This is a genomic window from Pseudomonas asiatica, from assembly GCF_040214835.1.
GTDB classification, from domain to species: Bacteria; Pseudomonadota; Gammaproteobacteria; order Pseudomonadales; family Pseudomonadaceae; genus Aquipseudomonas; species Aquipseudomonas putida_Z.
Map to the genome: position 1 here is coordinate 3,555,817 of NZ_CP157874.1, position 18,980 is coordinate 3,574,796.

24 protein-coding genes and 1 pseudogene are annotated in these 18,980 nt (G+C 61.6%); 16 read left to right on the forward strand and 9 right to left on the reverse strand.

The window, feature by feature from the left end; genetic code table 11:
* The first annotated feature begins 151 nt into the window (after positions 1-151).
* The gene (locus ABNP31_RS15825; protein ID WP_085665154.1) at positions 152-502 is read left to right on the forward strand and encodes a response regulator; all 351 of its coding nucleotides are present in this window, start codon (positions 152-154) and stop codon (positions 500-502) included.
* Between the two features lie 120 nt (positions 503-622).
* On the opposite strand, the gene cobF is transcribed toward ABNP31_RS15825, so the two are convergent.
* Entirely contained in the window at positions 623-1,372 is a 750-nt protein-coding gene (gene cobF / locus ABNP31_RS15830) for a precorrin-6A synthase (deacetylating) (protein ID WP_350012508.1), read from the reverse strand.
* Between the two features lie 67 nt (positions 1,373-1,439).
* Positions 1,440-2,729 (reverse strand): OprD family porin, encoded by a 1,290-nt coding sequence (locus ABNP31_RS15835; protein WP_238066512.1) that lies wholly within the window; start codon positions 2,727-2,729, stop codon positions 1,440-1,442.
* Positions 2,730-3,090: 361 nt separating this feature from the next.
* Between ABNP31_RS15835 and ABNP31_RS15840 the strand changes: the two genes are divergently transcribed.
* The 3 genes from ABNP31_RS15840 to ABNP31_RS15850 all read left to right on the forward strand — a co-directional run bounded on the left by ABNP31_RS15840 (position 3,091) and on the right by ABNP31_RS15850 (position 4,543).
* Positions 3,091-3,450 carry a histone-like nucleoid-structuring protein, MvaT/MvaU family gene (locus ABNP31_RS15840; RefSeq protein ID WP_015270810.1) on the forward strand — a complete coding sequence of 120 codons (360 nt, stop codon included), beginning with the start codon at positions 3,091-3,093 and terminating at the stop codon, positions 3,448-3,450.
* Positions 3,451-3,675: 225 nt separating this feature from the next.
* Complete coding sequence (gloA, locus tag ABNP31_RS15845) at positions 3,676-4,203, forward strand: lactoylglutathione lyase (RefSeq protein WP_025338689.1); 528 nt, start codon at positions 3,676-3,678, stop codon at positions 4,201-4,203.
* 97 nt (positions 4,204-4,300) lie between these two features.
* Positions 4,301-4,543, forward strand: coding sequence for a hypothetical protein (locus tag ABNP31_RS15850; protein WP_013973119.1), 243 nt, complete (start codon positions 4,301-4,303; stop codon positions 4,541-4,543).
* A gap of 127 nt (positions 4,544-4,670) precedes the next feature.
* Here ABNP31_RS15850 and ABNP31_RS15855 read toward each other — a convergent pair whose 3' ends face one another.
* On the reverse strand, positions 4,671-5,492 hold the full coding sequence (locus tag ABNP31_RS15855; RefSeq protein WP_085665157.1) for a shikimate 5-dehydrogenase: 822 nt from the start codon (positions 5,490-5,492) through the stop codon (positions 4,671-4,673).
* Positions 5,493-5,654: 162 nt separating this feature from the next.
* Here ABNP31_RS15855 and ABNP31_RS15860 point away from each other — a divergent pair, with 162 nt between their 5' ends.
* The gene (locus ABNP31_RS15860) at positions 5,655-5,999 is read left to right on the forward strand and encodes a hypothetical protein (protein ID WP_025338687.1); all 345 of its coding nucleotides are present in this window, start codon (positions 5,655-5,657) and stop codon (positions 5,997-5,999) included.
* Between the two features lie 94 nt (positions 6,000-6,093).
* Positions 6,094-6,276: a hypothetical protein gene (locus ABNP31_RS15865; RefSeq protein WP_025338686.1), complete on the forward strand. Its 183-nt coding sequence runs from the start codon at positions 6,094-6,096 to the stop codon at positions 6,274-6,276.
* Between the two features lie 73 nt (positions 6,277-6,349).
* Here the strand turns inward: ABNP31_RS15865 and ABNP31_RS15870 are convergent, their stop codons facing one another.
* A complete protein-coding gene (locus ABNP31_RS15870) occupies positions 6,350-6,835 on the reverse strand; it encodes a glycoside hydrolase family 24 protein (protein ID WP_085615190.1) in 486 nt (161 codons plus the stop codon).
* Between the two features lie 65 nt (positions 6,836-6,900).
* On the reverse strand, positions 6,901-7,266 hold the full coding sequence (locus tag ABNP31_RS15875; RefSeq protein ID WP_075044881.1) for a chemotaxis protein: 366 nt from the start codon (positions 7,264-7,266) through the stop codon (positions 6,901-6,903).
* Positions 7,267-7,428: 162 nt separating this feature from the next.
* Between ABNP31_RS15875 and ABNP31_RS15880 the strand changes: the two genes are divergently transcribed.
* Entirely contained in the window at positions 7,429-8,253 is an 825-nt protein-coding gene (locus tag ABNP31_RS15880) for a S24 family peptidase (RefSeq protein WP_350012509.1), read from the forward strand.
* Between the two features lie 331 nt (positions 8,254-8,584).
* Here ABNP31_RS15880 and ABNP31_RS15885 read toward each other — a convergent pair whose 3' ends face one another.
* Positions 8,585-8,908, reverse strand: a complete 324-nt coding sequence (locus tag ABNP31_RS15885) for a DUF1654 domain-containing protein (protein WP_025338682.1) — start codon at positions 8,906-8,908, stop codon at positions 8,585-8,587.
* A 238-nt stretch (positions 8,909-9,146) separates the two neighbouring features.
* Here ABNP31_RS15885 and ABNP31_RS15890 point away from each other — a divergent pair, with 238 nt between their 5' ends.
* Entirely contained in the window at positions 9,147-9,821 is a 675-nt protein-coding gene (locus tag ABNP31_RS15890) for a polysaccharide lyase family 7 protein (RefSeq protein ID WP_238066515.1), read from the forward strand.
* Between the two features lie 172 nt (positions 9,822-9,993).
* Positions 9,994-10,963: pseudogene (locus ABNP31_RS15895) on the forward strand (sensor histidine kinase).
* Positions 10,964-11,369: 406 nt separating this feature from the next.
* Here the strand turns inward: ABNP31_RS15895 and ABNP31_RS15900 are convergent.
* Entirely contained in the window at positions 11,370-11,885 is a 516-nt protein-coding gene (locus ABNP31_RS15900) for a GrpB family protein (RefSeq protein ID WP_085665163.1), read from the reverse strand.
* A gap of 218 nt (positions 11,886-12,103) precedes the next feature.
* Positions 12,104-12,529, reverse strand: coding sequence for an NUDIX hydrolase (locus ABNP31_RS15905; RefSeq protein ID WP_238066516.1), 426 nt, complete (start codon positions 12,527-12,529; stop codon positions 12,104-12,106).
* 193 nt (positions 12,530-12,722) lie between these two features.
* Between ABNP31_RS15905 and ABNP31_RS15910 the strand changes: the two genes are divergently transcribed.
* Together ABNP31_RS15910 and pbpG are read left to right on the forward strand one after the other, a co-directional pair.
* Positions 12,723-12,872: a hypothetical protein gene (locus tag ABNP31_RS15910; RefSeq protein WP_176240902.1), complete on the forward strand. Its 150-nt coding sequence runs from the start codon at positions 12,723-12,725 to the stop codon at positions 12,870-12,872.
* A 130-nt stretch (positions 12,873-13,002) separates the two neighbouring features.
* The gene (gene pbpG, locus ABNP31_RS15915; protein ID WP_023662495.1) at positions 13,003-13,929 is read left to right on the forward strand and encodes a D-alanyl-D-alanine endopeptidase; all 927 of its coding nucleotides are present in this window, start codon (positions 13,003-13,005) and stop codon (positions 13,927-13,929) included.
* Positions 13,930-14,086: 157 nt separating this feature from the next.
* Here the strand turns inward: pbpG and ABNP31_RS15920 are convergent, their stop codons facing one another.
* Positions 14,087-14,521 carry a hypothetical protein gene (locus tag ABNP31_RS15920; RefSeq protein ID WP_054572072.1) on the reverse strand — a complete coding sequence of 145 codons (435 nt, stop codon included), beginning with the start codon at positions 14,519-14,521 and terminating at the stop codon, positions 14,087-14,089.
* Positions 14,522-14,723: 202 nt separating this feature from the next.
* Here ABNP31_RS15920 and ABNP31_RS15925 point away from each other — a divergent pair, with 202 nt between their 5' ends.
* From ABNP31_RS15925 to ABNP31_RS15945, 5 genes are all read left to right on the forward strand, one after another.
* On the forward strand, positions 14,724-16,058 hold the full coding sequence (locus tag ABNP31_RS15925) for a lysine N(6)-hydroxylase/L-ornithine N(5)-oxygenase family protein (RefSeq protein ID WP_238066517.1): 1,335 nt from the start codon (positions 14,724-14,726) through the stop codon (positions 16,056-16,058).
* A gap of 303 nt (positions 16,059-16,361) precedes the next feature.
* Positions 16,362-17,555: a PepSY-associated TM helix domain-containing protein gene (locus tag ABNP31_RS15930; RefSeq protein ID WP_350012510.1), complete on the forward strand. Its 1,194-nt coding sequence runs from the start codon at positions 16,362-16,364 to the stop codon at positions 17,553-17,555.
* Positions 17,552-18,091: a hypothetical protein gene (locus tag ABNP31_RS15935; protein ID WP_025338676.1), complete on the forward strand. Its 540-nt coding sequence runs from the start codon at positions 17,552-17,554 to the stop codon at positions 18,089-18,091. The genes ABNP31_RS15930 and ABNP31_RS15935 overlap by 4 nt, the downstream gene beginning before the upstream one ends.
* Positions 18,088-18,408 (forward strand): hypothetical protein, encoded by a 321-nt coding sequence (locus ABNP31_RS15940; RefSeq protein WP_025338675.1) that lies wholly within the window; start codon positions 18,088-18,090, stop codon positions 18,406-18,408. Before ABNP31_RS15935 ends, ABNP31_RS15940 begins: the two co-directional genes overlap by 4 nt.
* Complete coding sequence (locus ABNP31_RS15945) at positions 18,405-18,974, forward strand: DUF6162 family protein (RefSeq protein WP_085665167.1); 570 nt, start codon at positions 18,405-18,407, stop codon at positions 18,972-18,974. Before ABNP31_RS15940 ends, ABNP31_RS15945 begins: the two co-directional genes overlap by 4 nt.
* Positions 18,975-18,980: the final 6 nt, after the last annotated feature.

Sequence of the window (18,980 nt, forward strand, 5' to 3'; positions counted from 1 at the left end):
CTTTGGCGGGTCTGGCAGGGCATTTAGCCAGTATTTGAAGGTGATGTGCGCCAATCGTTCCATCTGATTGCACGGACCGGTATCCTCGGGGAACTTCTGCTGCCATCCGGAGCACAGATTAAAGACATTCATTCTGCACAGGATCGCAACCATGCACCTTCTGGTAGTCGAAGACGACGACATCGTACGCATGCTGATGGTCGAAGTGCTCGACGAGTTGGGCTACACCGTCATCGAAGCGGAGCATGCCAACGCGGCGCTGCGCATTCTCGAGGACCCGAACCAGGCACTGGCGCTGATGATGACCGATGTGGGGCTGCCGGACATGCGTGGCGAAGAGTTGGCGGCCAAGGCGCGCGAACTGCGCCCGCTGTTGCCGGTGCTGTTCGCCAGTGGCTATGCCGAAAGCGTCGATGTACCGGAGGGCATGCACCTCATCGGCAAGCCGTTCAGCATCGACCAGTTGCGGGAGAAGGTGCAGGCCATTCTGGGTACACCGTGAGCAAGGTGTCGTCTGCTTCGCGGGTGAACCCGCTCCCACAGGGAACGCGCGGCCCCCAAGCTGGGGCTGTGCCTGTGGGAGCGGGTTCACCCGCGAAGGGGCCGGAACAGGCAGTACACCTCACAGCTCCCTGCGCAACAGGTAGCTATCCATGATCCACCCCTTGCGCGCCCGCTCCCGCTCACGCACTTCCAGGATCTGCGCCTTCACCGTCTGCAACGGCCCGGCAATCAGCACCTCATCCGCGGTCCCCAGGTACGCGCCCCAGTAGATCATCAACGCCGGGTCATCGAGCCGGGCAAACGCGCACTGCCCGTCGAGCATCACCAGCACATTGTCGATCTGCCCCTGCCCGGCCAGGCGCCGCCCTGGCAATACGGTCAATGGCTCACCGATGCGGTTGAGCGGCACCTGATGGCGCGCCGCCAACGCCTGCACGCTGCTGATACCCGGAATGACCTGCAGACGCAGCGCCACACCACGCTCGCGGACCAGGCCAAGGATGCGCAGAGTGCTGTCGTACAGCGTCGGCTCGCCCCACAGCAGAAAGGCGCCGGTTTCCCCAATGCCTATCTCCTGTTCGATCAGTTGGGCGTACAGCGCCGCACGCTGCCGGTGCCAGTCCTGCACCGCGCCCAGGTAGTCATCGGCCTGGCCATCGCGTGCAGGGTCGGCGACCTGCACCAGGCGGTAGCCGCCCTCGGGCCGGTAGCGTTGCAGGATGGCCTTGCGCAGGTGCACCAGTTCGTTCTTGTCGCCGCCCTTGTCGAGCACGAAGAACACGCTGGCCTGGCGCAGCGCATCGACCGCCTCGTAGGTGACCTGGCGCGGGTCACCCGGGCCGATGCCGATCAACAACAGGTCTTTCATTGCCCTGCCCTTTGCGGGAACCAGCAGCCATTGTCAGGTGGCTGCTGGTATTTGGCAAAGCGCCCCGTCAGAAGATGGAGAAGTTGTAGCTGACAATGACCCGTGTCTCGTCCATGTCACGCGCCCACTTTTCATAGTTGCTGCGGTAAGTGGAATTACGCAGGCGCACACTGACGTCCTTGAACGTGCCACTTTGCACCTGGTACTTGAACTCGGTGTCGCGTTCCCATTCTTTGCCTTCGGCCGTGCTGCCCGGCACCTTGATATTGTCACCGTTGATGTAACGGGTGAAGAAGGTCAGGCCGGGCACGCCCAGGGCCTTGAAGTCATAGTCATAACGCACCTGCCAGGAGCGTTCCTGGGCGGCGGCGAAGTCGTTGACCTGGGCATAGTTGACCAGGTACGGGTTGGTGCCATCCAGGTATGGCATGGCACTGTCGCCGTACATGCGTTGCCAGCCGGCACTGAGCTTGTGGCCACCCAGGCTGTAGCCGAGCATGCCGCTGAACGCGCGATGGTCGATTTCGCCGGCGCGGGCATTGCCGATGTCGTCACTCTTGATCAAGCGCAGGTCTGCCGACAGGCTGCCCACCGCCAATGGCTGGCTGGCCACCAGGCCGAGGAAGTGCTGGCGGTAGATGTTCTCCAGCTTGGCCACCTGGTACTGGGCGCTGAAGCGCTCGTTGAAACGGTAATCGACACCGGCCAGGTCAAAGTGGTCAGCCTCGATATCGCAGGCGTAGCGCTTGTTCTTGCAATGCACGCGAATGTCCTGGCGGTCGGTGGAATCCCGTGCGGTGTACTTGTCCAGGCGGGCCAGGGTGAACTTCAGGTCGCGCACTTCTTCGGAGGTGAGCATGGCGCCATGGAACATGGTCGGCAGCAGGCGGCCATCGTTGTACTTGAGCAGCGGCACATCCGGCATCATCGAACCGTACTTGAGCACGGTATTGGAAACCTTGACCTTGGCCGCCAGGCCCATCTTCGCGTACTGGTCCGCCGAGTGCCGTGGGTCATGGCCGGAAGACGGCAACAGGCCGCTGTTGCTGTCTGCCGGGCTGGAGTCAAGTTTGAAGCCGAACATGCCCAGCGCATCCACGCCAAAACCTACCGGCCCCTGGGTATAACCCGACTGCACATTGAGGATGAAACCTTGTGCCCATTCTTCGCGTTTGGACGCTCCCTGGCTGGAGCTGCTGTGGCCGTCACGGAAATCCCGGTTGAAATAGACATTGCGTGCTTCGACCTTAGCACTGCTGTCTTCAAGAAAACCGGCGGCCTGGGCATTGACGCCGGCACACAACAGGAACAAGCCGGCAACACGACGCCCGGGGGCGATGGGGAAAGGGGCAAACATGGGAGAAAACATCCAGAATCAAGGCGAGTAAACAACCTGTGGCACGTGCTGGCCACGGTACTGCGAGGGGGCCGAACAATAGCCGGCCATCATCTGAAATTATCGCGCGAAGGCTCTGGCACGGGCCATTGGACCATGGTCTAAGCGCACCGCAAGGCAACCGCGAAAAAACCGGACAATACCGCGCGCAAAACTAGGAAAGTTCCCGGCTTACTTACAAAAAGTTTGCAGTTTACCCAGTACCCATGAATGACTACACTCGATATCAGCGAACAGCGGAACCCACCCGCGTGGCCGGCGTTTTTATTCTTCTTCAATGTTCGTCACGCCCTGCCACGACCGACGTACAGGAGTGATTACAGTGTCCAGACTTGCAGAGTTTCGTGCTGCCGAAAAAGCGCTCCAGGAACAGATGGCGCAACTGGAAGCGTTGAAAAAGGATGCCGGCCTCAAACGCGAAATCGAATTCGAGCAGAAACTAGTCGGCCTGATGAAAAGCTACGACAAGAGCCTGCGCGATATCATCGCCATCCTCGACCCGAAGGCAGTGGCCCGGGTTTCCAGTGCAGCACCCAAGCAACAGCGCCGCGCGCGCGTGGTGAAGGTTTACACCAACCCGCACACCGGCGAGCGGATCGAGACCAAAGGCGGCAACCACCGCGGGCTCAAGGCCTGGAAAGAACAATACGGAGCCGCCACGGTAGAAAGCTGGGTACGCTGATGAAACGTCCACACGTGCTTCACACTTTTTTCACAAGGGCTGGCTCAGTATCGAGACAGCTAAAGGACTAGCGACCCCATCACGCGCCCGCACATGCGGGCCTCTAATTCCAGCGCCCTGCCTCGTGCAGGGCGCTTTCATTTGCGCAATCGGCACACTGCCGTATCATGGCCGGCCTGTCTGTTTTGCCGGCGCCCTGCGCCCGGCCCCGTCTCAGGAGTTCCCATGAGCCTGCATGATCTGCAAACCCTGCCTGGCGTCACCGCCCAACCGGACGCCGCCACCGCCCAGTTCGTCTTCAACCACACCATGCTGCGGGTCAAGGACATCGAGAAGTCCCTGGACTTCTATACCCGCGTGCTGGGCTTCCGCCTGGTGGACAAGCGCGACTTCCCCGAAGCTGCCTTCAGCCTGTACTTCCTGGCCCTGGTCGACCCGGCGCAGATCCCGGCCGATGACAGCGAACGCCACCAGTGGATGAAGTCGATCCCGGGCGTGCTGGAGCTGACCCACAACCACGGCACCGAAAACGATGCCGAGTTTGCCTACCACAACGGCAACACCGACCCACGCGGCTTTGGCCACATCTGCATCTCGGTACCGGACGTACGCGCCGCCTGCGCACGCTTCGAGGCACTGGACGTACCGTTCCAGAAGCGCCTGCAGGACGGGCGCATGAACCACCTGGCCTTCGTCAAGGACCCGGACGGTTACTGGGTCGAAGTAATCCAGCCGACCGAACTCAAAGGCTGAGCGCTCATCGCGGCTCGCTCGTCGGGCCGGGAACTCCCGGCCCCTTGCTGTGGTATATGAAGGTAACTGCTTCACATGCCACAGCGAGGTAAGGACGATGCAATCTCTTCACTGTGAATATCGCAAGCACACCATCACCGCCAGCGTGATGCCCCACCCCGATTCCCCCCTGCCCTATGCCGCCGGGTGCCTGATCACCGACCCCGACGGACACACCAGCAGGCGCATGTCGATGCCGATGAAGTTCTTCTCCGACCTCGAGAACGCACAGCATGTGTCGCTGGCCCATGGCCGGGCGCTGGTCGACCAGCAGCTGGATGAAGGGCACAAGGTGTTCTGACCTTGTCGATGCCTGTGCCGGCCTCTTCGCGGATAAACCCGCTCCCACAGGGGTAGCGCCGCTGCTACATGCGTGCGCTATCCCTGTGGGAGCGGGTTTACCCGCGAAAGGGCCGGCACCGGAGTAATCAGATATCCCGGGCGTACGCCACCGCCGCCTCCACCTGCGCCAAGGTGGGTCGCACCCCGGTGTACAGCACGAACTGCTCCAGCGCCTGCAGCGCAATCACCTCCAGCCCGGTGATCACCGGCTTGCCCAACGCCCGCGCCCGTCGGATCAACGGTGTGCTCTCCGGCATCGCCACCACGTCGAACACCCGCGCCGCCGCGGCGATGGCGTTCTCGGAAAACGCCAGCTCCTCGGCCTCGGGCCCGCCCGCCATGCCGATCGGCGTCACGTTCACCAGCATGGGTGGGCACAGGTCGCCCAGCTCCGCCACCCAGCGATAACCACACACATCCGCCAGCTGCCGCCCCGCCTGCTCGTTGCGCGCAACGATGATGCCTTCGGCGAACCCGGCATCGCGCAAGGCACTGGCTACCGCCTTGGCCATGCCGCCACTGCCGCGCAGGGCAAACGCCGTGGTCGGGTCGACCTGGTGTTGCTCCAGCAACTGGCGCACGGCCAGGTAATCGGTGTTGTAAGCCTTCAGGTGACCATTGCTATTGACCAGGGTATTGACCGACTCGATGGCCGCCGCCGATGGGTCGATCTCGTCGACCAGGGCCATGCAGGCCTCCTTGTACGGCATCGATACCCCGCAACCGCGGATACCCAAGGCACGTATGCCCGCCACCGCCGCCGGCAGGTCATCGGTGCGCATGGCCTTGTAGTAGAAGTCCAGGCCCAGCTGCTGGTACAGGTGGTTGTGGAACCGTACCCCGAAGGTGCCGGGGCGGCCCGCCAGGGAGATGCACAGCACGGTGTCTCTGCTGGGAGTTGTCGACATAACCTGCTCCTTTGTCATAACTGAAACGTTTGTTCAGCGTAACAGACGTAACCGCTGGTCGTCGCTTACACAACCTTTACCGTTCCCCCGTGCTCAGCTGACGAAAAGTGGAGTCATAGTAATAGGACCCCACACTTGGGGTGTCCTTGCGAGGGTTTCTTCATGAACCGTCACATTCCCGGAATCGCCCTGCTGGTCGGCGCCCTGGCCATCAGCGCGCCCGCTGTCGCCCACGGCGGCCATGGCCATGGCGGTTGGTATGGCCCCGGCCCGCTGCTGGGTGCGGCCGTGGTTGGCGCCGTGGTCGGGGCGACGGTTTATGGCGGGCGTGACCGTACCGTGTACGTCGAGCGCCAACCGGTCTACTACGGGCCGCCACCGGTGTACGTGCAACCACCGCCACCGCCGGTGTACTACCAGCCGTACTACGTGCCAGCACCACCGCCCCCGGGCTACCGCACCTACTACGGCCCGCCACCGGTGTATTACGGCCCGCCGCGGTGGTAAATGTTGATAGAACCAATGACCACTATCGAGGAAGTTAATTTCAAACCGCCCCGGCTGCTGCGTAAGGTAGGGCCATGTTTTACAGGAGGTCCACATGGCCACTATCCAGATCATGTCCGTCGTCGGCAGTGCCGTCCCCGCTTCGCTGCGTCAGCAGGGCCTGCTGGCATGCTGGTACCTGGTACGCAACGGCGAAGCCGTAAGCGGCCCGATGCCGACCCTCGCCTCGGCCCAGGCCCTGGTCGAACAGTTGCAACCAGGCACCCTGGTCGCCTGACCCGTATTTGTTGTGCGTTGCTCCCTACGCCCTTCTGGCCCGCCTACCTGGCGGGTCTTTTTTTGCCTGGGCGTTACGCCTGAACCTCCCCGCTGCAGGCTATGAACATTGCCAACAACGCGGCCAACTGGTGCTCGCGCTGACCGTAGCCCGCGCCAGGCAGGCTGGCCCAGATCGGCGCGGCCTTGGCGATCGCCTGGGCAATGCGGCCGGCCTTGATCATTGCCATTGCGCCACACTCGCTCAGCAACTTGATGGCCGCCAGGTCCTGGGCCTCAGGGGTAAAGCGGCCATTGAAGCCATAAGTGCTCACGATGGCATCCCAGGTACCGGCCAGAATCTGGTACCGCCCTGCCGCAGAGCTGTGGATGCCGTAGCTGGGCAACCACACCTTCTGCCTCGGGTGCCCGCTGTAGTCATTGAACAGTTGGCCGCCGACCAGGACGTTGTAGCCATCGTCACTGGCAGCGATGGTCGAGGTACCCTCGGACCAGGCCAGCATGTCCAGGAATGCGAGCACGTTCGCGCCGCCGGCAGCGGCAGAATCCAATCGAGCCATGTTGTCTCCATACAGAAAAGGGCCCATACGCATGGGCATGAACAGAATTTGTCTTGCGGGCCGCCTCACTCACCCTGCTTCCCGCGCAGGCGGGCGATCCCCTCGCCCTGGACGGTGACCTGCCGGGGAGGATGGCCGCCCCGACTGGTCAGCGCTTCGATCTTGCCTTCCAGGCGCCCTACGGTGATCACCAGTTCATTGCGTTCCTTTGCAAACTGATCGGCCCTGGCCTGCGCTTCCCTTCGGGCGTCACGCTCGATATCGAGCAACTCGTTCAGGCGCCGGACCACGCCAATATCAGCGTTGTCCATGGCACGGTCAGCTGCATCCCTGGACAGCCACTTGCGCAGCCAGAGGAATGCACCCAGCAACACGGTGCCTGTTCCGCCCAGCCAGGTGATGGTGCCTGGGCCGAGGTCAGTCGGGTCCATGAAAACCTCATAACGGATGGTGATGTCGTAAGCCTGGAGAACAGCTTCTCGGTGGCTTTCCTTGCTTGCACATTTAATTTAGCCTACAGCTAATATCATGACAAGAGAAATTTAGCCTTGAGCATATTTAGCAGCAAGCTAAACACTGGCATGCTTCGCCCCATGGACATCTACGAAATTCGCAAGCACAACCTGATCAAGCTGATCGGCAGCCAGAGGAAGGGATCCTGCGCAGAGCGCTGGGGGATGGCGCCTGCGCACCTGAGCCAGATCCTCTCGGACAAGACAGCGAAGAACCTGGGCGATGACGTGGCCCGCAGGATCGAGGGCATCGAAGGCTTGCCGCGGGGGTGGTTCGACGCGATGGCAGCGGGCGACCAGGCGCAGTCGCCGGTCGAGGCTGGCGACAGCAAGCTTTCCGCGGCCGACCTGGTCAAGCAGATGCTTGCCAGAAGCGGCAGGGGCATCCCCGAAGAAACCCGGCAAAGGCTGCTGGCCGCCGCCGAGGAGCCGGCAGACTCGACGCTGGTGGCGGCTGAACTTGTTCGGCCAGGCCTGGTGGGCGACGAAGTGTGGATTGCCCACTACGACGTCCGTGCGGCCATGGGCGGCGGGCAGATCCCCCACGACTACCCCGAGATGTTCAAGGATGTTCGCGTCAGCCCAAGCCACCTGCGCGAGCTGGGCGTGGAGTTCAGCGAGCACCACCACCTGAAGATGGTGACCGGCTGGGGGCAGTCGATGGAACCGACCATCAAGCACCGCGACCCGCTGATCGTGGATGTCAGCATTCGCGAGTTCGTCGGCGATGGAATCTACTTCTTCTCCTGGGGCGACCACATCTACATCAAGCGGCTGCAGATTGCCGACGAAGACCATTTCGAGATGATTTCCGACAACTCGCGGCACAAGGACCGCATGATTCGCCGGGAAGAGACCTACATCCAGGCCAGGGTGCTGCTGGTTTGGAATGCACACCTTGTGTAAAGCGAAGCCCACCACCCCGGTGTAATGCTGTCCATTCGCGCAACTGGGGCCGCCTTGCGGCCCTTCGCGGGCAAGCCCGCTCCCACAGCCAAGCGGTACGCGTACCCTGTGGGAGCGGCTTTAGCCGCGAAGAATCCAACGCGGTGCATGGCACCGGCTGCGCCGGTGTTCGCGGCTAAAGCCGCTCCCACAAAGTCCCTGCTAATTTAATGAGTTATGCGCAGTTCTATGGGAGCGGGCTTGCCCGCGAAGGGCTGCAAGGCAGCCCCAATCGATGTCACATCAGTCTTGAGTGAACAGCATTACGCAACCCGCAGGCTCTTTCTGACCTTCAGAAAGGTGCCGCCTCCTCGACCTGCTGCTCGCTGTCCTGCTCGACGATAAAGTCATCGCGCTCCTCCACGCTGCCGCGCTCCCAGCGCACCGTCACGCTCTCGTCGTCGTTGAAGGTCAGTTCCAGTTCGGGCGTCTCGGCCAGCAGGCCCATCACCTCCTCCCACTCGGCATCACCGTCGGTATCCAGGCGATGCACCGTCACCCAGCGCTGCGTCTGCGCGAGCGGGTGGTTGATCATCGCTGATACCCGCAAGCTCAGCCGCTCTATTCCGGTCATTTCCTGGCGCTGATGGGGCGTCGACTTCAAGGGCTTAGACATATTCTTATCCTGACAGCTGTATATTCGTACAGTATTCAAGGAAAGCTTATCTCACCGCCAAATCAAGCGTAAAGCCCCCGATGTGGAAAATTTTCGCCAACAGGTAATTTGTCGCCCGGCGAAATTATTTTAGCCATGAGCTATTGACGATGATTTAGCGTAAGGCTAAATTTCATTCCAGCAGCCGCCACCGTGCTGCTGCGGCACCCACCGTCATTTTCATTCAGGAGTTCTCCCCATGAGCGTAGACATCCGCAACCTTACCCTCGCCGTTCCGGTAGCTGAATCGTCGATCAGCACCGTAGCGGTCGAACTCACCGGCAGCGAAGCGATTGCCCTGTACCCGAACTACGTGACAGTGCTCAGCGATGGTTCGGTCCAGTTGTCTGCCCCCACCAAAGGCGCTTCGAGCAAAAGCACCCGCAGGACCCGCTGCGAGTGGTCGGAGCCGAAATACTGGACCTTGGGCGGTGCCCCAAATCACTGGAATCGCCAGGAAATGACGCTGACCAAGGTCAACTGGGCGCAGAAGGTGGTAATCGCGCAGATGCACGTCTACGGGGACGACAGCCCGCCCGTGAAGGTGTTCTGGAAAAAGGGCGACATCACCCTGGGTTTTCGGCGGACCTACAACCAGACTGACCCGATCAACTCGACGGTGCTCAGGGGGGTACCGCTGGGGGCAAAGTTCGAGGTGAGCATCCATGCCACCGCAGCAGGCGTGGTCAACGTTACGGCCAAGTGCAATGGCGTGAGCGGTACGTCCGGCGATCTGCAGTTCGACAGCACCTGGGCTACACAGCTATTCGAGTTCCACGGCGGGGTCTACAACCAGGTGGACTACACCGATACCACGCCCGCCGATGACGGCTCGATCTGCATCATCAGCGACCTCTCGCTGATCCATGCCTGAACCCAGGCCGCCGGCAAGACTTCCCGATGCCCCTGCCCCCGACGCAGGTTGCATCGGGATCGCCTTTGGCTGAACTCCAGGTGGGCCGCTCATGGCTGCCGCTCAAACTTCCTGTTTCCCAGATGAACTAAGCTAATCGGATGTCTTTTTTCCAGATCAGGGTTAGGCCCCCATGAGACTGTTCGATTTCATTGATGGCAGTATGGAACCCATTCTCCAGGCTTGGGAAAATTACGCCCGCTCGGTTGAAACAGAGCTGCCGAAGCAGGACTCCATCGGCTTGCGCAATCATGCCGAGAAGATGCTCCGCACCGTGGCCGCAGATATGAGAACGCCCCAGAGCAGGCAACAACAGTCCGAGAAAGCACAAGGGAGAGGCCCCAGGAGTTCCAGCGAAACCGCAGCGCAGACCCACGCGGTTGCTCGCTTGATAGCTGGGTTCTCGATGGACCAGATGGTGTCCGAATACCGGGCATTGCGCGCAAGCGTTCTGTCACTCTGGCTTACCCAGGAGTCGTTCGCAGACGCGCATCATGTTAAGGACATGATCCGGTTCAATGAAGCGATTGACCAGGCGCTCGCAGAGTCGATCGCGGCCTACGGAACGGCAGTCGAGGCGACCCGGAAAATGGTGCTCGCCGTGCTCGGTCATGATTTGCGTTCGCCCTTGGGCGCGATAGCGGAAAATGGATCTGAACTCTATCTGCCAGGCTGTCATTGACGAACTGCGCACGGCATTCCCGCACGCGCGGATCATCCTGGATGAGCAGGCGCACATCACCGGGCAATTCGACCCTGACCGCATCTCTCAGGTTTTCTCCAACCTGATAGGCAATGCCCTGCGCCATGGCGATGCGACGGCCCCGATCAAGGTCACGGAGGCCAGGGTGGATGGTGTTCCACGGGGCAGCGTCCAGAATTCCGGAGAGCCTATTCCACCCGAGGTGATGCCCTACATCTTCAAGCCGGAAGGGCGATACTCGAGCTACTCATCCGGAGAGCGGGGCTCCGCAGCGGGGCTCGGCCTCGGCCTGTTCATCGCATCGGAGATCGTGGCGAACCACGGTGGCAGAATTGAGGTGGAGTCGACCGAAGAGGAAGGGACGACCTTCGAGGTTGTTCTGCTGTCTTCGGCAGAGTGATGATGGGTACAGGACAGGTGACTTTCAAGCAGGTCCAAGTCAGAAAGAAGTGACCGCTCAAAGAACCAATAACAAAGGTTTTGATCAAGGAAAATGCGCCGGAGGGTTAGCATCTGCTTTGGGTCGAAAGAGGTCTGCCGATTACGGCCGCTTTCGACCCTTGGCTGTCATTTTGCCCAACAGCAATCATTGTGGGAGCGGGTTTACCCGCGAACACCGGCACCGCCGGTGCCATCCACCGCGGCGCCTGCTTCGCGGGTAAACCCGCTCCCACAGAGTACGCGTCGCGCTTACGAAACCAGTTATCTTTTAGCGTCCGCTTTGGGTCGATAGCGGTCATTCACGACCCGGCAGCTTTCGACCCAAAGCAGACACCTGATGCCAAGGCCGCTTCGCGACCCATCGGTCATTCAGGAATTGATATACCGGCATGAAATAGTGCCGCAATAATAAACGGAGACTTTTTCTCCAGGTATTCAGCCATCCCACCCGTATTGCTCGCCTCCAATTGTAGCTTCAGCGCTTCATACTGCTGGCGGATCAAGGCATCACGCCTAAGCAAATCTCTGAACCCCAGCATCTGGGTGATCGTAAGGTGGCCACGGGTACAAGCGTGGAGCTTGTGCGTGCGAATTCCATCCACATTACGCCGGTAGAAATGATGCCCCTCCGATAGATCACTTCCTCGTACATATCCCAAACCCATCAAAATCTCGTCCCGCTGCGAGGCATTGCTATGATCGCGAACTTCGATGAGCACATCGATCTCGGGCTTCGCCGCGAGCCCCTGAACAGAGGTACTACCAACATGGTGTATGGCAATCAGTTCATCGCCAAAGGCCGAAGCGATGATTGGCTTGTCTGCCAGAAAGCGAGCGGGCCACATGGGGTTGTAGGGAGTGATCTTGCTGGTCAGTGCCATTTCCGTTCCTTGGCGGCTAGTATCTAAGCCCTGAATGTTCCCTCAAAAAATGTGCATTCTCCAGGGGCTGCTTACGAAAACCTCGGCAGTACGGCGATTCAGCAGATCGTATGCTGTCCTCCACCAAGGGCCGCTTTGGGTCGAAAGCCACGGATCGTGGATGACTGACTTCCTCAAGGTGTGAAGTTGCCCTTCGACTGCCATCTGATTTCCCCTCGCTATTCCAACGACTCAAATTCCTTGAGTCTACGCCCTAAGAACTCCAGTGCTCGCTGGAATACGGGATGGCAATCGGCGTAGGGAAGCTCATCTAGCGGAGCCCAGAAAAACTCGAACACATGGCCGTGGTCATCTAGTGTCTGATGGGTCCAGCTTTCTGGGAGATAACGCAATGCTCGACAAAGTTGAAACGACCATATTTGATCTAGATGTTCGGCATTCCAGCACCCCAAGTCCGTTTCAACTATCGCGTCGTCGATGCCAGACTCCTCTGCCAGCTCACGCAAGGCGGCCTCGCTGGGAGCTTCCCCACTCTCAATAGTGCCTTTTACCAGTTGCGTGCCTGCCATAGGGTGTCGGAATAGTAGAAGCCTGGACGGTGGCGAAGACGACAGCACTACAGGGCATACCTTGCCAGGAATCATTGCTCTCTCCATATGAAGCTCGAAAAGCCATCCATGATAGGCGTTCAGTTTGGCTTGTACGAATCGGGAAACGGAAGGGCATTGTAGGCAGAGAACGGCGTTCGACCTGATAGCCGTACGCTACTTTTCTCCAGCGTCTGCAATGAGCAGTGAGCAGCACGAATTGGAACGTCGCACCTCGCGATGCAGAGGCATGGTCGCGAAGACCGAGTGGAAGAGTTCGACAGTCAAGCGCGCCGCTATCGCCCGGGTCAAGGCGATGTTCCGCGCGGCTGTGTTTGACTGGGCCGAACTGGCGAAGCTGGAAGCGAACGTAATTGGTACAGAATTGGTACAGGATTAAATTTCGTTCACGTTGCGCCCTTTAGTCATAAGGCATTCGACAGCAATTCAGCCATACTCCAGAATGCAGCGGTTTTTGGGGGAAAACCCTTGCACAGCCAACGACATACCAACTTTTAGTGAGCCTCAACGTGAAAACATCCCTGTCCATCCTCAGCCTGCTGCTGTTGCTCACAGGTACTGCGACCCTTCCGTCGACCGCTGCTGCACAACCCCCGGCCCAGGTTCAACGTGACCCATCCAAGCTGCACCTCGCTTCGGGCAGCGCCCTGCTGATCGACCTGAACACCAATCAGGAGCTGTATTCGAGCCACGCCGACCGCGTGGTGCCGATTGCCTCGGTGACCAAACTGATGACGGCGATGGTAGTGCTGGATGCCAAGCAGCCCATGGATGAGATGCTCACCATGACCATTGCCAACAACCCGGAAATGAAAGGCGTGTATTCGCGTGTGCGCCTAGGCAGCCAGCTCGACCGCCGCGAAACCTTGCTGATTACCCTGATGTCATCGGAAAACCGTGCGGCCAACACCCTGGCCAACCATTACCCTGGCGGCTACCCAGCGTTCATCAAGGCGATGAACGCCAAGGCCCGCAGCCTGGGCATGGCGCACACCCGCTACGTCGAGCCAACGGGCCTGTCGACGCAGAACGTGTCCACGGCCCGTGACCTGGCCAAGCTGCTGATGGCGTCGCGCAAGTACCCGATGCTGAGCGAGCTGTCGACCACCCGCGAGAAGACCGTGGCCTTCCGCAAGCCCAACTACACCCTGGGCTTCCGCAACACCGACCACCTGGTGAACAAGAGCAACTGGGACATCAAGCTGACCAAGACCGGCTTCACCAATGAAGCCGGGCACTGCCTGGTGCTGCTGACCCGCATGGACAACCGCCCGGTGGCCATGGTGATCCTCGACGCCTTTGGCAAGTACACCCACTTCGCCGATGCCAGCCGCATGCGTCAGTGGCTGGAAACCGGTGCTGCCAAGCCGGCGCCGGCGGTGGCCATGCAGTACAAGGCAGAGCGGCAGAACAAGGGACGCCTGGCGGCCGAATGACCGCCGCCTGATGCTACCCGGCCCTGGTAGGAGCGGCCTTGTGTCGCGATGGGCTGCAACGCAGCCCCGACGATTTGTGCATTGATGCCAACATCCCGGGGCCGCTTCGCAGCCCATCGCGACACAAGGCCGCTCCTACAGGGGACCGTATCCGCTGTCAGGCCGTGGTGCTGACCATCCCGCCCGCGCTGCTGCCACCCGTTTTCTGTAGCGCTTCGAGCAACTGCGCGGTGGCCTGCAGGATTTCACCATTGATGGTGGCGATGCTAGCCTGCTTGGCGGACACAACTGCCAGCTTGGTGGTTTCGTCCATCTTCTGCGCCATCAACTGGGCCAGTTGCTTCTGTTCCTCGGCCAATTGCTTCTGCAGCTTCTTGATCATCTCGCGCAATTGCCTGATGTGCGCAGGCTCCGAACTTTCACTGCTGCCCTGGGCGCCTTGAGCCTGGCCGCCACCGTTCAATTTCGACGTGTCGGCCTGAGTGCCGGCTCCACTCTCTTCAGTCTTTTGCGCATCCTGGCTGTCGGCGACCTGGGTTGTGCTCACCGCCTGGGCCGTGGTGCTGATGCTGACTGCTGCAATACCTGTCATGTCTTACTCCCTGCGTTGCAAACGGGTCCTTGGGTTGTTCTGCCTATCGGCCGACAGGCGCAAGCCTTTAGCCCCCTGTTGCAAGTGGCCGGTCGCCCGCCAGTAAATTCCCCGTCGTTTGGCTCGTTCCACCCAATGTACAAGCGCAGGCGCCGGCCTCTCCCGGCGAGCGTCAACATTCGACCATTATGGAACCGCAGCCATGAGCCAGTCTGCAAACCCGGAAACCATCAAGGACCTGATCGGCGTGGGCTTCGGCCCTTCCAACCTGGCCCTGGCCATCGCCCTGGAAGAACTCGCCGAGTCCCAGGGCCATGCCCTCGACGCGCTGTTCATCGACAAACAGCAGGACTATCGCTGGCACGGCGAAACCCTGGCCACCCAGAGCGAGTTGCAGATCTCGTTCCTCAAGGACCTGGTGTCGCTGCGCAACCCCACCAGCCCCTACAGCTTCGTCAACTACCTGCACCAGAAGCAGCGCCTGGCCGACTTCATCAACCTCGGCACCTTCTACCCCTGCCGCCTCGAGTACAACGACTACCTGCGCTGGGCCGCCGAGCACTTCGCCACCCAGGCGGTATATGGCGAGGAAGTGCTGCGCATCGAGCCGGACGTGCAGGCGGGCCGGGTCGAGCACCTGCGCCTGGTCTCGCGCGACGCCCAAGGCCGCGAATACAGCCGCCGCACCCGTTCGGTGGTGGTCGGCAGCGGCGGCACGCCGAAAATCCCGGAAAAGTTCGGCGCCTTCAAGGACGACCCGCGGGTATTCCATCACTCCCAGTACCTGAGCAGCCTGAACAAGCTGCCGTGCACCGCCGGCAAGCCGATGCGCATTGCCGTGATCGGTTCGGGCCAGAGCGCCGCCGAGGCGTTCATCGACCTCAACGACAGCTACCCGTCGGTCAAGGTCGACATGATCCTGCGCGGTTCGGCGCTCAAGCCTGCCGATGACAGCCCGTTCGTCAACGAGATCTTCTCGCCGGACTACACCGACCTGGTCTACAACGAACCGGCCGACCAGCGCAGCAAGCTGCTGGGCGAATACCACAACACCAACTATTCGGTGGTCGACCTCAACCTGATCGAACGCATCTACGGCATCCTCTACCGGCAGAAGGTCGCCCACCAGTACCGCCACAACGTGCTGTGCCGGCGCCAGGTCGAAGCCGTGGTGGCCACCCGCGAAGGCCTGGAACTGACCCTGCGCGACCTTGCCACCGGCCAGCAGCAGACCCACCGCTACGACGCGGTGATACTCGCAACCGGCTACGAGCGCCGCTCGCACCGTGACCTGCTGGCGCCCCTGGCCGGCTACCTGGAAGATTTCAGCGTCGACCGCAACTACCGCGTGCTGGCCAGCCCCGACCTGCAGGCCTCGGTGTACCTGCAGGGCTTCTGCGAAAACAGCCACGGCCTGAGTGACACCCTGCTCTCGGTGCTGCCGGCGCGCGCGGCGGAAATTGGCCGCGCGCTGTACCAGGACCTGGCGCAGCTGCACGGCAAGCCGCAACAGGCAGTGGCCCTGACCCGCGCCTGATCTCCTGCAAGACCAGCACTGCCTCAAGGCATGTACAGGTCCTGTAGGAGCGGCCTTGTGTCGCGAAAGGGCTGCAAAGCAGCCCCGGCAATTTGTGCGTCTGCGCTGAAACCCTGGGGCTGCTGCGCAGCCCTTTCGCGACACAAGGCCGCTCCTACAGGGTCGCGCCAGCTTTCAGGTTTCTTTGCCTGAAACATTTGCTTGCATTTAAAACGGCAGGTTTTCGATTCTCATTCGTCCTTATCAATACAGCCCCTCTTTGGCTGGGCACACGCTCGACTCCCCATTGCAGAAGACCGTCAGATGGCCAAATCACCGAAAAAATCCAAATCCAGGCTGTGGTTCCTGGTCCACAGCTGGCTCGCCTTGCCGATCTGGTTCTTTGTCCTGATCGTCTGCTTCACCGGCATGCTCGCCGTGGTCAGCCAGGAAATCGTCTGGCTGGCCGACCCCGCCGTGCGCGCCAACAAGCCCGACGCCGACGCCGAGCGCCTGAGCTTCCAGCAGGTACTGGACGCCCTGCACAAGGCCGAGCCGGACATGGTGGTGGAGCGGCTGATTCAGCCCGACGGTTCGCATTTCGCGGTCAAAGCCAATGTCACCCTGCCTGACGGCACCAGCCCGACGCTGTATATAAACCCCTACACCGGGGCCATCCAGGGCAAGACCCCGGACTTCAACTTCGAAGCCTTCACCCGCGCCCTGCACGGCTGGTGGCTGGTGCCGTTTACCAACGGTTTCAGCTGGGGCTGGTACCTGGTGTCGCTGCTCGGTCTGCCCATGCTGGCTTCGCTGGTCACCGGCCTGGTGGTGTACAAGAAGTTCTGGAAGGGCTTCTTCAAGCCGGTGCGCACCGGCCATGGTTCGCGGATTTTCTGGGGCGACCTGCACCGCCTGGCCGGGGTCTGGTCGATCTGGTTCATTGCGGTCATTTCCATCACCGGCACCTGGTTCCTGATCCAGGCGATCCTGGCCGACAACCACATCACCATTTCCAGCCGGCCCATCGTGCCGGTGATCGCCCGTGAGGACGTGCCGCAAACCCCGAATGGCAGCCCGGCAACGCGCATCGACCTGGATGAAGCGGCACGCATCGCCGGCCTGGCGGTCCCGGGGCTGGATATCAGCTTCATCTCGCTGCCGGCCACCGCCTACAGCCACATCACCCTGGCGGGGCCAGGCTGGTACCCGCTGATGTTCCAGAGCGCCTCGGTAAACCCGTACACGCGTAATGTCGACAGCCAGTTCCTGATCAGCGACCGCTCCGCCCTGGAGTTCGTCACCGAATCCATGCGCCCGCTGCACACCGGCGATTTCGGCGGCCTGCCGATCAAGCTGGTGTGGTTCTTCTTCGGCCTGGTCCTCACCCTGATGGTGTTCAGCGGTTTGCTGATCTGGACCAAACGCACCGCCCAGGCCACCGCCGCCGCCCTCAAGCGCAGCGAGCGCGCACCGCGCATGGCGCGCCATGAACCCACCGCGGAGATCCGCCCATGAGCCAGGCCCAAGCCGTGCCCGTCAGCCCGCTGAAGCAACTGTGGCTGAAGTGGCGTTTTCACCTGAACATCCTGCTGATCCTCATCCCGCTGGGCTTCATGCCCAAGTACTTCGCCGACGCCAAGCTGTTCCGCGGCGAAGCGGGGCTCGGCGCCAATGTGATCAACGACATCCAGGTCGGTCCCTATACCCTGGACCTGGCCGAGATGCGTGACGAGGCGCCCCGCGCCGACGGCCCTGCCGGCCACTTCAAGGTCTTCAATGCATCGCTGTGCAAGGCCTGCGTCAACGGCGTCAAGGCGGCCTACCTGCGCATCGGCAAACCGCGCAGCCTGCGCGCCGCCGGCACGATTTTCTTCGGTGCGCCGTACAACATGGGCACCTCGTTGCCGATCCCGCCACGCACCAAGCCCGACGCGCAGATCTGGATCACCCTGGAAGGCTGGGACGGCAGCATGCACCAGGCGTCGGTCCCCCTGGCCAAGGCATCGCCAGCCACCGTGGCCTGGCTCGAGAAACAAGGAGGCAATAAATGAAACACCTGATGCGCACCCTCGCCCTGCCCTTGCTGGTGCTGGCCGCCGGCCCGGCCCTGGCGCACAACCCGATGTGCGAGTGCGAAGAACTGCCTGGCGGCCAGGTCAAGTGCACCGGCGGCTTCTCGGATGGCAGCGGTGCCCCCGGGGTAACCCTGGACGTGATCGCCTACGACGAACAGGTGCTGGTCGGCGGCAAGCTCGGTGATGATTCGACCCTGACCTTCAAGCGCCCGGACGGCGAATTCTACGTGCTGTTCGATGCCGGCCCCGGGCACGTGGTGGAAGTCGACCACGCCGATATCGCCCAGCCATGAGCCGCGCCCAAGTGATTCGCCCGGCCGGTGCCGGGCACGAAACCCTGTACGTGCTGCTGGTCAGCCTGCTGATCGTGGTACTCGCCACCAGCGTGGTGCTGCTGCGCGGCGAACGCGAGGATGAACAGGCCATCGCCAGCCACCAGATCGACGCCCGTCGCGACCTCACCGCCGCCGAGCAAGGCCTGTACACCGACCTGCGGGTGGCCTTCGACGAAATCCAGCTGCTGCGTGAAGAAAACGCCGCCGCGCCCAGCGTGCAGGCCCTGGCCGAGGAAGGCCTGCCGCCGTTCGTGGTCGATGCCGGCAGCCAGAGCCGCGGCAGCCACCAATGGTCGTGGCTGGAGACCGGGGCCTACCTCGGCCGCAGCCAGGCCCCGGAAGTGGCCGGCAGCCTGCTGCTGATCCTGCCGGCCGACAGCACCGGCCAAGCCGATGTCTGGCTGCGCCGCGACAGCGCCGCCGTGCCCCCTGACGACCTTGGCCAGGCCGCCCTGATCGCCGCCGGCTGGCAGCAGGTGGTCAGCCATTACGACGCCGGGGTCACCCGCGAACACCGTCACTGAACCCAA